This window comes from Maribellus mangrovi (assembly GCF_037646455.1).
GTDB classification, from domain to species: Bacteria; Bacteroidota; Bacteroidia; order Bacteroidales; family Prolixibacteraceae; genus Draconibacterium; species Draconibacterium mangrovi_A.
In genome coordinates this window covers 714,963-729,906 of record NZ_JBBIXN010000001.1, presented here as the reverse complement: position 1 = coordinate 729,906, position 14,944 = coordinate 714,963, and the positions used below count along the sequence as shown (strand labels likewise).

General features: G+C 43.8%; 13 protein-coding genes. 12 read left to right on the top strand and 1 reads right to left on the bottom strand.

What is annotated here, in order from left to right; genetic code table 11:
• Positions 1 to 103: 103 nt before the first annotated feature.
• Positions 104 to 949: a lyso-glycine lipid O-acyltransferase GlsA gene (gene glsA, locus WFY05_RS02735; protein WP_340111188.1), complete on the bottom strand. Its 846-nt coding sequence runs from the start codon at positions 947 to 949 to the stop codon at positions 104 to 106.
• 375 nt (positions 950 to 1,324) lie between these two features.
• On the opposite strand from glsA, the gene WFY05_RS02730 reads away from it, so the two are divergent.
• The 12 genes from WFY05_RS02730 to ftsA are packed head-to-tail and all read left to right on the top strand — an operon-like array spanning position 1,325 to position 14,933.
• Entirely contained in the window at positions 1,325 to 1,780 is a 456-nt protein-coding gene (locus WFY05_RS02730; RefSeq protein ID WP_340111187.1) for a division/cell wall cluster transcriptional repressor MraZ, read from the top strand.
• A 9-nt stretch (positions 1,781 to 1,789) separates the two neighbouring features.
• Entirely contained in the window at positions 1,790 to 2,692 is a 903-nt protein-coding gene (gene rsmH / locus WFY05_RS02725) for a 16S rRNA (cytosine(1402)-N(4))-methyltransferase RsmH (RefSeq protein ID WP_340111186.1), read from the top strand.
• 2 nt (positions 2,693 to 2,694) lie between these two features.
• Complete coding sequence (locus WFY05_RS02720; protein WP_340111185.1) at positions 2,695 to 3,045, top strand: FtsL-like putative cell division protein; 351 nt, start codon at positions 2,695 to 2,697, stop codon at positions 3,043 to 3,045.
• Between the two features lie 3 nt (positions 3,046 to 3,048).
• Positions 3,049 to 5,154, top strand: coding sequence for a penicillin-binding protein (locus WFY05_RS02715; RefSeq protein WP_340111184.1), 2,106 nt, complete (start codon positions 3,049 to 3,051; stop codon positions 5,152 to 5,154).
• A 1-nt stretch (position 5,155) separates the two neighbouring features.
• Complete coding sequence (locus tag WFY05_RS02710) at positions 5,156 to 6,613, top strand: UDP-N-acetylmuramoyl-L-alanyl-D-glutamate--2,6-diaminopimelate ligase (protein WP_340111183.1); 1,458 nt, start codon at positions 5,156 to 5,158, stop codon at positions 6,611 to 6,613.
• A gap of 10 nt (positions 6,614 to 6,623) precedes the next feature.
• The gene (gene mraY / locus WFY05_RS02705; RefSeq protein WP_340111182.1) at positions 6,624 to 7,874 is read left to right on the top strand and encodes a phospho-N-acetylmuramoyl-pentapeptide-transferase; all 1,251 of its coding nucleotides are present in this window, start codon (positions 6,624 to 6,626) and stop codon (positions 7,872 to 7,874) included.
• A 1-nt stretch (position 7,875) separates the two neighbouring features.
• Positions 7,876 to 9,213 carry a UDP-N-acetylmuramoyl-L-alanine--D-glutamate ligase gene (murD, locus tag WFY05_RS02700; protein ID WP_340111181.1) on the top strand — a complete coding sequence of 446 codons (1,338 nt, stop codon included), beginning with the start codon at positions 7,876 to 7,878 and terminating at the stop codon, positions 9,211 to 9,213.
• Entirely contained in the window at positions 9,213 to 10,433 is a 1,221-nt protein-coding gene (locus tag WFY05_RS02695; protein ID WP_340111180.1) for an FtsW/RodA/SpoVE family cell cycle protein, read from the top strand. Before murD ends, WFY05_RS02695 begins: the two co-directional genes overlap by 1 nt.
• The gene (murG, locus tag WFY05_RS02690; protein ID WP_340111179.1) at positions 10,417 to 11,517 is read left to right on the top strand and encodes an undecaprenyldiphospho-muramoylpentapeptide beta-N-acetylglucosaminyltransferase; all 1,101 of its coding nucleotides are present in this window, start codon (positions 10,417 to 10,419) and stop codon (positions 11,515 to 11,517) included. The genes WFY05_RS02695 and murG overlap by 17 nt, the downstream gene beginning before the upstream one ends.
• A complete protein-coding gene (murC, locus tag WFY05_RS02685; protein ID WP_340111178.1) occupies positions 11,514 to 12,905 on the top strand; it encodes a UDP-N-acetylmuramate--L-alanine ligase in 1,392 nt (463 codons plus the stop codon). The genes murG and murC overlap by 4 nt, the downstream gene beginning before the upstream one ends.
• 4 nt (positions 12,906 to 12,909) lie before the next feature.
• Positions 12,910 to 13,647 carry a cell division protein FtsQ/DivIB gene (locus WFY05_RS02680; protein WP_340111177.1) on the top strand — a complete coding sequence of 246 codons (738 nt, stop codon included), beginning with the start codon at positions 12,910 to 12,912 and terminating at the stop codon, positions 13,645 to 13,647.
• Between the two features lie 2 nt (positions 13,648 to 13,649).
• Entirely contained in the window at positions 13,650 to 14,933 is a 1,284-nt protein-coding gene (gene ftsA, locus WFY05_RS02675; RefSeq protein WP_340111176.1) for a cell division protein FtsA, read from the top strand.
• The last annotated feature ends 11 nt before the right edge of the window (positions 14,934 to 14,944 follow it).

The following is a 14,944-nucleotide window of genomic DNA, read 5'->3' as shown; positions in this document are numbered from 1 at the left end:
GTTCAATATTTGTTGTTAACGCTAATACGCGACCGCCTTTTTAAGCAGGTAGTTCACAAGAAAAAAAATATTTTTCGCTGGAATAAGACTTCTCGTCTTTGTTTCATCTCTTCATTTTTACGGGTAATTCATAAACTTGTTCCTTTACCCACGCTGCCCATGCACTGTGGTTTTTGCCTGCATCGAAGGTTTTGTACGAAATGGGCTTGCCAAAATAAAGGTGAACATCGGTATTCCGGTGCCGGTAAGTTTCATCGGGCAGTAGAAACATTTCCAGGTTCCACTTTATGCGCAGAAACTTTCTGATTTTAGCAAATCGATAAAAGCGATTGGTGTTACTTCCGCTTATAAAAACGGGAATAACATCGCGCTTGTGCTGAATGGATTTTGTGATAAAATGTTTCTTCCATTCCAGATCGGTCACTTTCCCATTTACTTTTCGCGATGCCAGTCCATATGGAAAGATAAGCACCTGGGCTTCGGAATTGTATACTTCCGACAGCTTCCGTGCAGCCTCGCGGGCATGTGCTCCGTGTTTATTAACCGGTACAAAAACAGGGCTGAGCTGCGGAATATTTAGTAAAATATCGTTAGCCAGGAATTTGAATTCACCCAATTGATTTTCCACCGTTTTCATCAGTAACATACCATCGAAACCGCCAAGTGGATGATTGCTGGCAAATATGAACTTGCCTTCCCGGGGAATGTTTTCCAGTCCGTGCAAATGTTCCGTTACATTGAACATTTCAACTACGCTGTCCACGAATGCTGTTCCCTGCAGGTGACCATATTTTTCAATTATCTCGTTAATAAAATCGAGGTGAAGAATACGGTGCAGAAACCGGTAAATAAAACCCGGAATAAATCGGGCCAGCCCGGGACTCTTTTCGGCAAATACTTCCCTAATGTTTATGGGCTTAACCTTATTCTTTGTATTGTCTTTTTCCATTCCCGATTTCTTGATAAAGCAATTAAGTAAAAATCAGTCAGTCTGTAAAATTTTGATGGCACTTATCTGTAAATCGTTGGAGCTTCTACCTCTGATTAGGACGTAAGTGGCACACCATTCACAGGCCGGAATATTTTATTGAGCCCTGAATATGGAGTTATTAACGGTTGTTTGTAAAAATAACTACTCTTTTCTTGTTGTTGAAATTCAAATAATTAGGTGGATCATTGAAAGTAAATTAACCTGTTGTTAACAAGAAGTGAAAAGGTTATCAACAAAAAAGTGCAAAATTGAAGTGGAATGAATTGGAATAGAGTGGCATAAAATGGAATAAAATTGTATTTTTACGCTTAACTAAAAAGTGGAATCTCATAAATGGCAACTTTTGCAGGACAATACAATGCTACAATCGACGACAAAGGGCGTGTAGTTCTTCCGTCGGCTTTTAAGAAAGCCGTAGGCGAAATGCAGCTCGATTTTGTGGTTGTGGAGCGTAACCGCAGAAGTAAATGTCTGGATCTCCACACGGTTGACACCTGGAAAAAAGAGGTGGAAAGGTTCAGGGAGAAACTTAATCCCGAAACCAACCCAATGCACGACAAACTGCTCCAGCTCTATTTTCAGAATTTTGTACAAGTTGGTGTTGCTGCCAATGGAAGGATAAATATTCCGAACGAGTTTCTGGAATATGCCAACCTGAAAGACAAAGTGACTTTCATCGGGATGCAAACTTCAATCCGGCTTAGTGCAGCTGTTACTGCCTCTGATATGGAAGTATCTGATGCGGATTACCTGGAGCTTTTGAAACTTATTGATAAGAAGGAGGAATAGTTACTGCCCATGACCGAGGTATATCACATACCTGTTTTGGCCAGAGAGAGCATTGAGGCGCTCAGGTTAAACGACAACTACGATGTAATTGACGCAACGTACGGAGGTGGTGGGCACTCCCGGCTGATTCTGGATCAAATGAACGGAGGTAGACTTTTTGCCTTTGATCAGGATGAAGACGCTGCCGGGAATGCCATTGAGGATGACCGGCTTTTTTTTATCAGACATAATTTTCGTTACGCAAAAAATTTCTTGAAGCATTTTGGTGTCGACCAGGTGGATGCTGTTTTTGCAGATCTCGGTGTTTCGTCGCATGATTTTGATGTGGCTGAACGCGGCTTTTCGTTTCGTTTCGATGGTGATCTGGATATGCGGATGAATCGTGATGCTCAAAATGATGCCACGAAGGTGGTGAATGAATATGCGCAGGATGACTTGCAGCACATTTTTGGCATGTATGGCGAAATTAAAAATGCACGCCGGTTGGCAATTGAAATTGTAAAGGCAAGAAAAGATCAGGCGATAAAAACCACAACTCGGTTGAAAGAAATTGCTTCGACTTGCGCACCCAGGGCCACTGAGAATAAATACCTGGCGCAGGTTTTTCAGGCTTTGCGCATTGAGGTGAATGAAGAAATGGAGGCGCTGAAAGAGTTTCTCGAAGCCACACTCGATTTATTAAGGCCCGGCGGAATACTGGCGATAATCACTTACCACAGTCTGGAGGACCGGTTATGCAAAAACTTTATGAAAGCCGGGAATTTTGAAGGTAAAGTTGAAAAAGATTTTTACGGAAATGTGCAATCGCCTTTTAAAGTGATCACGCGAAAAGTGATTGTTCCGGGAAAAGAAGAACTGGAATCGAATCCACGTTCGCGAAGTGCGAAATTACGTGTGGCAGAAAAAATTTAAAAATGGCAGAGAAGAAAACAAATAACAGGAAAAGATCGGGGATGAAATCCCTTATCGGAGGAACGATCCTTACTGATGAGCGCATTTCGAAGCAATTCCCGTTTGTAGTAATGCTGGCGATGTTTGGACTGGCACTGATCATGAATCGCAATTGGTCGGAAAAAACCATTCGCCAGATCGGTGAAGAGCAAAAAGAACTGGAAGCACTGCGTGCCGAACATGCCTCCATTTCAGCGAAACTGATGGATGAAAGCCGTCCGTCAGAAGTGGCAAAAAGAGTTGAGGAAGCCGGAATCGGTTTGTCGGAATCGGTTAGGCCGCCTAAAAAATTAATTGTTGAAACTGAAGATTAGATCGTGGGAATTCGGAAAACCATATTGACCCGTTTTGCATTGGTGTATTTCATCCTCTTTCTTTTTGTGATGGTGGTGATCGTTAAATTGGTGTCTGTTCAGCAGATCAATAACGAACGCTGGCAGCAAATTGAAAAGAACCTGAATGAGAACACTGTAATTATTCCGCCAACACGCGGAAATATTTGTGCCGATGACGGAAGCATTCTGGCTTCGTCGGTACCGGGATTTTTTGTGCGCATGGATCTTGCTGCTCCGGGCGTTAAGAAAGTTTTCAAAAACGAAAGCGATTCGCTGGCCTGGCACCTATCCAATTTCTTTAAAGATGCCTCAAAATATGAATATCGTCGCCGTTTGAATTCTGCCTACAATGCGGGTAATCGCGGTTTCCTGATCACACCCCGGAAAGTGGACTACATGGAACTTCAGGAAATGAAGAAATTTCCCATTCTGCGTCGTGGGCGTTTTGGCGGTGGAATGATTGTTGAACAGGAAAACAAACGGATTAATCCTCTGGGACCGCTGGCATTACGAACAATCGGCAGTCTGAATAAAGGCGAATACGAAGAAATTAACGGACCGATCGGTTATACCGGTTTGGAGCGTGCTTACGAACCTTACCTGAAAGGACAAAACGGCATTAGCTACAAGCAAAACCTCTCCGGTCGCTGGGTGATCCGTACCGAGATCGAGCCGCGAGACGGTATGGATGTAATTACTACTATTAATGTGAAACTCCAGGATATTGTTGAAAGTTCGCTGTACAAACAATTGACCGAAGTAGGAGGCGACTGGGGAACGGCCATTTTAATGGAGGTTAAAACCGGTCAGATAAAAGCCATTGCCAATTTAGGTAAATCAGACGATGATTATTACGAAAAAGACAATTATGCCCTCGGGCATCGTGGCTGTTTTGAGCCGGGTTCGTCTTTTAAACTTATTTCATTGATGGCCGCCCTCGAGGATGGAGTAGTGGATACCAGTGATGTGGTTGATACCGGGAACGGTACCTGGCGAAATAATGGTCGTACTATCAGCGACAGTCATCACGGTGGTTATGGAGTGTTGACCGTTAAAGAGGTGTTTGAGAAATCGTCGAACATCGGTACTGCGAAGATCATCACCGGGCACTATGCCGACAATCCAAAAAAATACGTTGATCGCGTGTACAGTTTTGGCGTGAACAAGCCCCTTGGAATTGAGATTGAAGGTGAAGGGCGTCCTTATTTTAAATATCCAGGCGATGCCGACTGGTGGGGAACAACTTTAGGCAGTATGGCCTATGGTTACGATACCAAAATGACGCCATTGCAAATCCTTACTTTCTATAATGCAGTAGCCAATAACGGAAGAATGGTGAAGCCGCATTTGGTAAAAGAAATTCGCGATAAAGGGGCGCTGGTAAAACGCTTCGAACCTGAAGTGCTGAATCCGATGATCGCTTCGAAAGAAACAATTGGTAAAGCACAGGCCATGCTCGAAGGCGTTTGTGAGCGTGGAACAGGAACTCAAATTCAGGGCGAGTTCTTTAAACTGGCAGGGAAAACAGGAACAGCACGTATTGCCACCGGAAATACAGGATACACTGACGGAATGTACCTGGCTTCATTTACCGGTTACTTCCCGGCTGACGATCCGCAGTACTCGCTGATCGTAACCATGAACAATCCACGAAAAACATACTACGGTGCTTCGGCTGCAGGACCTGCCTACAAAGAAATTTCGGAGAGAGTATTTGCCAGTCAGATTTATGCCGACCTGGATGAAGAGAACCCGGAAACGCCGGAAACACCTCAGGAGATCAGGGGGCAAACAAAAGATATCCTTGAAGTGGCAGAAGTACTTGAATTCAAAAATATTCAGGGTAAACCTGAAACAACCATTGCACATGTTGAGGCCAGCGAAGATCAGCTGGTTTTGGCCGAAGAAGAAATACCGGTTGGCAAAGTGCCCAACGTGATTGGAATGGGAGCCAGCAATGCGGTTTTTGTTTTGGAAAACGCGGGTTTAAAAGTAGTGATAAACGGAGTAGGAAAAGTAAAGAAACAATCGTTGCGGGCGGGCGATAACTGCCGGCCCGGGCAAACGATTTACATAGCACTGGGATAATATGAATCTGAACCAGCTTATTGAAAATGTTGAAGTATTGGAGGTTCTGGGAGATGTATCTGCCGGAATTGATGGAATTGCATTCGATTCGCGAAAAGTAAAGCCCGGGACTGTCTTTGTTGCTCAGCGAGGCGTTCATGTCGATGGACATCGCTTTATTGAAAAAGCGGTTGAAAATGGAGCCTCCGCGATTTTCTGCGTGGAACTTCCGGAAAACGTTTCAGAAAATGTTTCATATGTAAAGGTGGCAGATACCAATCGTGTTTTGGGCGAGTTGGCTGCAGCCTTTTACGGCTATCCTGCCCAAAAAATGAAAGTGGTTGGCGTAACCGGAACCAACGGAAAAACGAGTATTGCTACTTTGTTACACCGGCTTTTTATGATGCAGGGCTACAGTGTAGGACTTATCTCAACGATTTCATTTAAAATAAATGAACACGAGGAAACAGCTTCGCATACTACACCCGACGCGCTGAAAATTCAGCAGCTGTTGGCCGAAATGGTGAACGAGGGATGCGAGTTCTGTTTTATGGAAGTGAGTTCGCATGCCATTCATCAGCAACGTATAGCTGGAATTGATTTTTCAGGGGGGATTTTTACCAACATCACACACGATCACCTAGACTACCACAAAACTTTTGCAGAATACATTAAGGCTAAAAAGGCATTTTTCGATGGGCTTTCAGATGAGGCTTTTGCTATTACCAATATCGACGATAAGAACGGGCTGGTAATGATACAAAATACAAAAGCCAGCAAGTTTACCTATTCGAACAGGGCAATGGCGGATTATCGTTGCAAGGTGCTTGAAAGTCATTTCGATGGCATGCTGCTGAACCTCGACGGACAGGAAGTTTGGACACGTTTTGTGGGGATGTTCAATGCCTCGAATTTATTGGCGGTTTATGCAACAGCCATTCAGTTGGGTCAGGATAAACAGGAAGTACTTGCCCATATTAGCGACCTGCAGTCAGTGCAGGGACGTTTCGAAACCATTCGGAGCCTCGATGGAAAATACGCCATCGTCGATTATGCACACACGCCCGATGCACTAAAAAATGTACTAACGGCAATCTCAGAAATAAGAACCCGAAACGAGCAGTTAATTACTGTGGTGGGTGCCGGTGGCGATCGCGATAAAACCAAACGCCCGGAAATGGCAAAGGAAGCTTTGCTGGCCAGCGATAAAGTGATCCTGACTTCGGATAATCCGCGAACTGAAGATCCGGCAGCGATCATCAAAGACATGGAAGACGGAGTAGAACCTCAATATAAAAGCAAAGTGGTCTCAATAGAAAATCGCCGTGAAGCGATAAAAACGGCCGCTTTGCTTGCTCAACCTGGCGATATAATTCTTATCGCGGGGAAAGGGCATGAGAATTATCAGGATGTCAACGGAGTAAAGCACCACTTTGACGATAAGGAAGAGATTAAAAAATGTTTTGGACTGGAAGACTAAACACTAAGATATGTTTTATTGGTTGTACACATTACTAGCAGATTACGATATCCCGGGATTGGGGATGCTACCCGGTATTACGTTTCGCTCGGCTGCGGCAATTATCCTTTCGCTGATCATTACTACCGTATTTGGAAAGAAAATGATTCGTCTTCTTCAGCAAAAACAGATTGATGAAGATATCCGCGATCTGGGGCTTGAAGGGCAGATGCAGAAAAAAGGCACGCCAACCATGGGCGGGATCATTATTTTGATGGGAATCATTATTCCAACTTTGTTGTTTGCCCGCCTCGATAATGTTTATATCCTGTTGATGCTGATCACCACTGCTTTTCTTGGCATGATCGGGTTTATCGACGATTACATTAAAGTTTTTAAAAAGAACAAACAGGGGCTGGCCGGTAAATTTAAAATTCTGGGACAGGTTTCATTGGGATTGTTGGTGGTAGCCACCCTCTTTTTTAGCGATGATGTAAAAGTACGCGAGCATGTTCGCGATGATAACGGCGAATTTGCAACCATGCAAACCATAGATCCTGAAACGGGAGAGGCCATTGAAGTTTTTGTTACAGAAGATGTAAAGTCGACCAAAACAACGATTCCATTTATTAAAAAGAATGAATTTGACTATGGCTGGTTGGTGCCTTTTGCAGGCGAAGCGGCACGCTGGTTAAAATGGGTGGTGTATGCTTTGGCCATCATTCTGATCATTACTGCGGTTTCCAATGCAGCCAACCTAACTGATGGAATCGACGGACTGGCAACAGGAACATCAGCCATTAGTGGGGCAACTTTAGGTATTCTCGCTTATGTAAGTGGTAACATTATTTATGCCGACTACCTGAACATCATGTACATCCCCAATATTGGTGAACTCACCATTTTTATTGCAGCATTTATTGGCGCCACCGTTGGATTTCTGTGGTACAATTCGTACCCGGCTCAGGTTTTTATGGGCGACACCGGAAGTCTGGCACTTGGAGGAATTCTGGCTGTATTCTCCATTATCATCCGCAAAGAAATTCTAATACCTCTGTTGTGTGGAATATTCCTTATCGAGAATCTTTCAGTGATCATTCAGGTGTCGTGGTTCAAGTTCACCAAACGCAAGTATGGCGAAGGACGCAGGGTGTTTTTAATGAGCCCGATCCACCACCATTTTCAGAAAAAAGGTTTCCCCGAGCCCAAAATTGTAACTCGGTTTTGGATTGTGGGAATTGTATTGGCGGTGGTAACGCTGGCAACTTTAAAAGTGCGCTAGTTTGATTGGGAAAGTAGCCATATTGGGAGCAGGTGAAAGCGGAGTGGGCGCGGCCATTCTGGCACAGAAAAAAGGATTTGAAGTTTTTGTTTCCGACACGGGAACAATAAAAGAAAAATACAAAGAAGTTCTTGGAAATTTTGAAATCGATTTTGAAGAAGGTCAACACACCGAAAACCGGATACTTGACGCAAAGCTGGTGGTAAAAAGCCCGGGAATTCCCGAAACGGCGCCCGTGGTGAATAAGCTGCACGGAAAAGGAATCCCGGTGATCTCGGAAATTGAATTTGCGGGAAGATTTACTTCAGCAAAAACAATTTGTATAACCGGAAGCAACGGCAAAACAACCACAACGCTGCTTACTTATCACATCCTGAAAAGCGCAGGATTGAACGTAGGAATGGCGGGAAACGTGGGGAAAAGCTTTGCCTGGCAGGTGGCCGAAGAAAATTTTGATGTGTACGTGATCGAGCTAAGTAGTTTTCAGCTCGACGGCATGTACGATTTCAGGGCCGATGTGGCAGTACTGATGAACATCACACCTGATCACTTGGACAGATACGGTTACGACATGCAAAACTATGTCGATTCCAAATTCAGGATTCTTCAAAATCAAACAAGCAACGATTACTTCATCTATTGCGACGACGATGAGGTGATCGTTAAAGAATTAGAAAAAAGAGAAGTTACTGCTGTTAAAATTCCTTTTGGGTTGGGAACGCCGGCAAATCCTGGGGCAGGAGTACAAGAGAATCGGATGATTATAAATATTAACGAAAACCAATTCAGCATGTCTATTCTGGATTTATCATTACAGGGAAAACACAACACCTACAACAGCCTGGCGGCAGGAATTGCCAGCATGGTGTTTCAAATTCGTAACGAACAGTTACGAGAAAGCATGACCGATTTTAAGGGCGTGGAACATCGTCTTGAACGCTTTTTAAAAGTACACGGTATCGAGTTTATCAACGACTCGAAAGCCACCAACGTAAATTCTACGTGGTACGCACTCGAAAGTGTTCATAAACCTATTGTCTGGATCGCCGGTGGCGTCGACAAAGGCAACGATTATTCCATGCTGCAGGGATTGGCCACAGAAAAAGTTAAGGCGATTGTTTGCCTCGGAAAAAACAATGCAAAAATTAAGGACGCTTTTGCTGACTGCGTGAGCGATATTGTTGAAACATCGAGTATGGAAGAGGCTGTAAAAGCAGCCTACTACCTGGCCCGAAATGGCGACACCGTTTTGCTTTCGCCCGCATGTGCCAGTTTCGACTTATTCAATAATTACGAAGATCGCGGTAATCAATTTAAAGAAGAAGTAAGAAATTTATAATGGAAGGTTCCGTTTCGAAAATATTTAGAGGCGACCGTGTTATTTGGGCGGTGTTGATCCTGTTATCGATGCTCTCGCTGTTGATCGTGTACAGTGCCACAGGTGCGCTGGCTTATCGTGTGGCGGGTGGCAAAACATGGATCTACCTTGTTCGGCATATGGTTTTTTTGGTGCTGGGTTTTGGTGTGATGTTGGTGATGGTAAACGTGTTGCCTGTTAAAATATATTCCATGTTTGCTACATTGGCACTCTACCTTAGTATTGCCTTGCTGATACTGGCGGTGGGATTAAAATTTGCAGGCATCATACACGGAAGCGGACGTACGTTACCATTGGGTCCCTTATCTTTCCAGCCGGCCGAAGTAGCCAAAATTTCACTGATTCTATACAGTGCGAAAGTGCTCGGCAAAAAGCAAAAAACAAAACGCGATCTCTACATCGCATTCCGAAGTATTATTATACCCACAGCTATGGTGTGTTTCCTAATTTCATTATCCGATTTCTCCACTTCGGCATTGCTTTTTGCAACCATCATGACCATGATGTTTATCGGTCGCATTCCTTTAAAATATATGTTCCTGATTCTGGCGGCCGGAATTGCCTTTGTGGCGCTCATGTATTTTGGAGCCAGCATGTTCGATGAGCCGCCGGCACGTGTGGCCACAATCAAAGGTCGTATCGATCGTTTTATTCATGGCGATCCGAATTCAGAAACAGGGATTACCCAGGCCGATTACGCCAAACTAGCCATTTATTCGGGCGGAATAATTGGTAAAGGACCCGGGCATTCCGATGTAAGTAATTATATGGCAGCGGCCTACAACGACTTTATATTCGCTATCATAGTTGAAGAATATGGGCTGGTTATAGGAATAACTGTGATCTTTTTATACCTGATCTTCTTTTTCAGGGGAATTACAATCGTGCGGCGGGCCACACGAACATTCCCGGCTTTTATGGTAGTGGGACTCACGATGATTTTGGTGTACCAGGCCATGATAAATATTGGAGTTTCGAGTGGCGCTTTGCCGGTTACCGGGCAACCGTTACCTTGGGTGAGTTATGGAGGTACTGCTATGCTGTTTACCGCCATTTCTTTCGGATGCATTTTAAGTGTGAGTTACCAGAACCAGGTGAATAAGGAAACTGTAGATCAGCCCGTGATGATTAAAGCGCCTGACGAAGATTATGAAATAGAAAACGATGACAAAAATAAATAAAGTCATATTAAGCGGAGGAGGTACCGGGGGGCATATTTTTCCGGCCCTGTCGATTGCCAACGAAATTAAGCGGCGCAATCCTGATGCCGACATTTTGTTTGTTGGCGCTTTGGGGCGCATGGAAATGGAAAAGGTGCCTGCTGCAGGTTATAAAATTATTGGCCTGCCGGTAATGGGATTTCCGCGGAAACCCAGCATGAAAATGTTTGCCTTCTTTAAAAAGCTACTGAAGAGTTCGTCGATGGCACGCAATATTGTTAAGGATTTTCAACCTGAAATTGCGATTGGAGTTGGCGGATATGCCAGCGGACCATTGCTGCGTGCTGCCGCAAAATTTAAGGTGCCCACGCTGATTCAGGAACAGAATTCATACGCCGGAATTACCAATAAGCTACTGAGCAAAAAGGTCGATTCAATTTGCGTAGCATACGATAAAATGGATCGCTTTTTCCCGAAAGAAAAGATTGTGTTCACAGGAAATCCGGTTCGTCAAAATCTGATGGAATCTGTCGATAAAAAGGCGGCCCTGGAATACTTCAAATTAAAAGAAAACGACAAGGTAATTCTCGTCGTCGGTGGCAGTTTGGGAGCGCGCTCGGTCAATCAAACAGTTCTAAAGAATATAAAAGAAATAGCCGAATCAGGTGTCAGAGTGATCTGGCAAACCGGGGCGATTTATTACGACAGAATTCAGGATGAGTTAAAAGAATCGAAGCCTGAAAACCTGCAGATCCACAAATTTATAAGCGAAATGGACAAAGCTTACGCAGTTGCCGATCTGGTGATCTCGCGTGCCGGAGCAGGAACCATTTCGGAGTTATGCCTGGTTGGAAAAGCTTCGATTTTGGTGCCTTCGCCAAATGTTGCTGAGGATCATCAGACGAAAAATGCCATGGCGCTCGTTGAAAAAGAAGCAGCTTTGATGGTGCGCGACGATGAGATCAACGAAAAACTTTTTCCACTGGCTTTCGAAGCTGTGGAGGATAAAAATAGATGTAGCGCTTTGTCCGAAAAAATTAAAGAGCTGGCAAAACCGGAAGCCACTAAAACAATTGTTGACGAAGTAGAGAAATTATTAAGATGAAGAGCATCGGGAAAATAAAGAATGTGTATTTCCTGGGGATCGGAGGAATTGGGATGAGTGCACTTGCCCGGTATTTTAAATACTCGGGTAAGAATGTGGCAGGTTACGATAAAACGCCGAGCGAGCTCACCGAAAAATTACAAAAAGAAGGGATTGAAATTCATTTTGAAGACGATATTCGCAAGATTCCGTCGAAGTGGAATCCGGCAGAAACGATAGCCGTTTATACTCCGGCTATTCCTGATGAGCACTCAGAACTGAACTGGTTTAAAAGTCAGCCCATTGGATTGTTTAAAAGGGCAAAAGTACTGGGAATGATCTCGAACGAAAAAAGCGGGATTGCCGTTGCCGGTACGCATGGAAAAACAACCACCAGCACCATGGTGGCTAATATGCTGAATAAAACCAAAGTGGGTTGCGGCGCTTTTTTGGGGGGGATTTCAAAGAATTTTGGAAGCAACCTGTTATTGCCCAAAGATGATTCGCCCTGGATTGTAGCCGAAGCCGATGAATTCGATCGGTCGTTTTTGCATCTTCAGCCTGAATTGGCATTAGTGACTTCGGTTGATGCCGATCACCTGGATATTTATGGCGATAAAAGCCACATTGTAGAATCGTTTGAGAAATTCATATCACAGATCAGAAAAAACGGGAAGCTGGTAATTAAAAAAGGAGTGGAACTGGACACTTCGAAAACACCCGCAAAAATTTATAGTTATTCGGTGAAAGAAAATACCGATTTCAGAGCAGTAAATCTAAAGCTGGATGAAGCGTCAGGATTTTATCGTTTCGATTTTAAAACACCCGAGGGAGTGATTGCCAACTGTGCGATGAATTATCCGGGGTTGGTGAATGTTGAAAATACGATTGGTGCTGCTGCTTTGGCCTGGTTGGCCGGTGTAAGTGCCAACGAGATAAAAGCCGGCATTGCCGACTATCAGGGTGTGGCCCGGCGTTTCGATTTCCGTTACAAATCGGAGGGCAAAATTTACATCGATGATTATGCACATCATCCCGAGGAGTTAAAAGCATTTATTCAGTCGGTAAAAGCACTTTATCCGGAGAGGAAAATTACAGGTATTTTTCAGCCCCATTTATATTCGCGAACTAAGGATTTTGCCGATGAATTTGCAGCCAGTCTCGATCTTTTGGATAAGGCAATATTACTTGCGTTGTATCCGGCACGTGAAGAACCTATCCCGGGCGTTTCGTCGGAAATTATATTCGATAAAATGAAACTCGAAGATAAAATGCTGCTCGAAAAAGAGGAATGTCTGGAACAAATTAAAACTGACGAGAACGAATTGTTGCTTACGATGGGGGCGGGCGATATCGACAGAATGGTAAAACCAATAGTTGAAACATTAAATACAAAATACGGTGTTTAAAAAATTGTCCAAAATAGCAGGGGTGTTGGCTTTGATTGCCTTTTTAGTGATCACACTGGCCTTTACGTCGATAAAGTATCACGATGCCACCTGTTCGAGCATCGAGATTGAATATGCCCCTGACGATATAATCGCACTGGATAAAGCCGTTATCAGAAAGATTATAACCGACGCGGACAAAGATATTTTTGGTAAAAAGTTCGACAGTATCAACACGGCAGCATTGGAGCAGGAATTGGAAAAACATGCAGCGGTTTTCAAAGCCGAGGTATTTGAAATGGTAGCTAAAGACAGCACAACTTACAAAGGAGTTTTGACCGTGCGGGTGAAACATCGCGAACCGTTCTTGCGCGTTATCAAAAGGACGGATTCGTATTACCTCGACGAGTTTGGCTTCAAGTTTCCGGTTTCAGGAAACTACCCGGCACACGTTTTAGTGGCAACGGGCAATATCGATGAGCAATTTGCAAAAGAAGAACTCTTGCCCTGTGTACGTTTTATTGAAAACGATGAGTTTTGGCGGGCGCAAATCGAACAGGTTTATGTGGAATCGGAGGATAATGTGATACTGACGCCCTTATTTGGAGATCAGCTCATTGAAATGGGCTCGCTGGAAAATTACCAGGAGAAACTTCGGAACTTGAAAACCTTCTACAAAAAAGTACTGGCTAAAAATAACTGGAATAAATATAAATCGATAAGTCTGAAATATAAGGATCAGATCGTTGCTAAAAGAAATTAATCATGGCTTCAAAACAAGAACTTTCAGTTGTAATCGACCTGGGTACATCAAAGATGGTGGCTCTTGCCGGAAAGCTGACGGAGCTGGGTAAAATTGACGTTAAAGGTCTCGTTCAACTTCCTTCGAAAGGAATAAAACGCGGTGTGGTTTTTAATATCGATGAAACCGCACAAGTGATAACTGAGCTTATTTCAAAATTGGAAGAGCAAGTTGAAGAAGAGGTGCAAACGGTAAATGTGACTATGGCCGGCTCGAAAATGCAGGCGATCGACTATCAGTGTTCAGCGATTACGTCGGGCGAAGGTTTTGTTACCGCACAGGATGTTCAGCGACTAATGGATGAAGCTCAGAATGTGGTGCTAAAGCAGGACTACAAAGTGGTGAAAGTGATTCCCACTTCTTACATTATCGATGATGAAAACGAAGTAGAAAATCCGGTGGGAAGCACGGGCCGGAAGATTGAAGCCAGTTTTAAACTGCTAGTTGTTCCACAGGAATACCTGAATACTATGAAACTGGTACTTGACAAAGCAGGAGTCGAACTTGGAGAACTGATCCATGCATCACTGGCTGTTTCTGAAGCCTCAGCCAATTCAGAAGAAAAGGAAGTAGGAGTTATTGTTGTCGATTTTGGAGCCGGTACAACAAACATGGCCGTGTACCAGGAGAATGTGCTGAAACATGCGGCAGTCATTCCTTTTGGCGGGCAGGTAATTACCAACGATATAAAAGAAGGCTGTTCGATATTTCTGAAAAAGGCAGAACTGCTGAAAGTAAAATACGGTCAGGCAATGGGCGATTTTGCCGACGACCAAAAAGTAGTGACCATTGCCGGAGAGAACGGCTGGGAGCCACGCGATATTTCATTTAAAAGCCTGGCATATATTATCCAGGCACGAATGGAAGAGATCATCGATATTGTAAACGACCAGATTAACAAATCAGGGATTGAGGAAAATCTTGGGTCCGGGATTGTGATTACAGGTGGAACCAGTCAACTGGATAATATTATTTCGTTGGTGAAGTTTAAAACCGGGATGGATGCCCGAAAAGCACATACTATTATTTATCCGGCAACACGAAAAGAGGAATTTCAAAATCCTGATTATCTGACTGCACTTGGGGGCTTAAAAATGATATTGAGCTCATCAGGTACTTCGGCAGGAAGTACACACGTTCGTAAATCAAAGAAAAAAGACAGGGGATTTGCCCCGCTGATTAAAGATGTGGTGCAGGGTGCACTCAATTTATTTGATACCGATCAATCAGATGTAGAATTAAATTAAAACAACACGAT

What these genes read in the sequence shown, in the direction of transcription:
- glsA (WP_340111188.1), bottom strand. Translation starts at nt 949, where the DNA reads ATGGAAAAAGACAATACAAAGAATAAGGTTAAGCCCATAAACATTAGG.
- WFY05_RS02730 (WP_340111187.1), top strand. Translation starts at nt 1,325, where the DNA reads ATGGCAACTTTTGCAGGACAATACAATGCTACAATCGACGACAAAGGG.
- rsmH (WP_340111186.1), top strand. Translation starts at nt 1,790, where the DNA reads ATGACCGAGGTATATCACATACCTGTTTTGGCCAGAGAGAGCATTGAG.
- WFY05_RS02720 (WP_340111185.1), top strand. Translation starts at nt 2,695, where the DNA reads ATGGCAGAGAAGAAAACAAATAACAGGAAAAGATCGGGGATGAAATCC.
- WFY05_RS02710 (WP_340111183.1), top strand. Translation starts at nt 5,156, where the DNA reads ATGAATCTGAACCAGCTTATTGAAAATGTTGAAGTATTGGAGGTTCTG.
- mraY (WP_340111182.1), top strand. Translation starts at nt 6,624, where the DNA reads ATGTTTTATTGGTTGTACACATTACTAGCAGATTACGATATCCCGGGA.
- WFY05_RS02695 (WP_340111180.1), top strand. Translation starts at nt 9,213, where the DNA reads ATGGAAGGTTCCGTTTCGAAAATATTTAGAGGCGACCGTGTTATTTGG.
- murG (WP_340111179.1), top strand. Translation starts at nt 10,417, where the DNA reads ATGACAAAAATAAATAAAGTCATATTAAGCGGAGGAGGTACCGGGGGG.
- murC (WP_340111178.1), top strand. Translation starts at nt 11,514, where the DNA reads ATGAAGAGCATCGGGAAAATAAAGAATGTGTATTTCCTGGGGATCGGA.
- ftsA (WP_340111176.1), top strand. Translation starts at nt 13,650, where the DNA reads ATGGCTTCAAAACAAGAACTTTCAGTTGTAATCGACCTGGGTACATCA.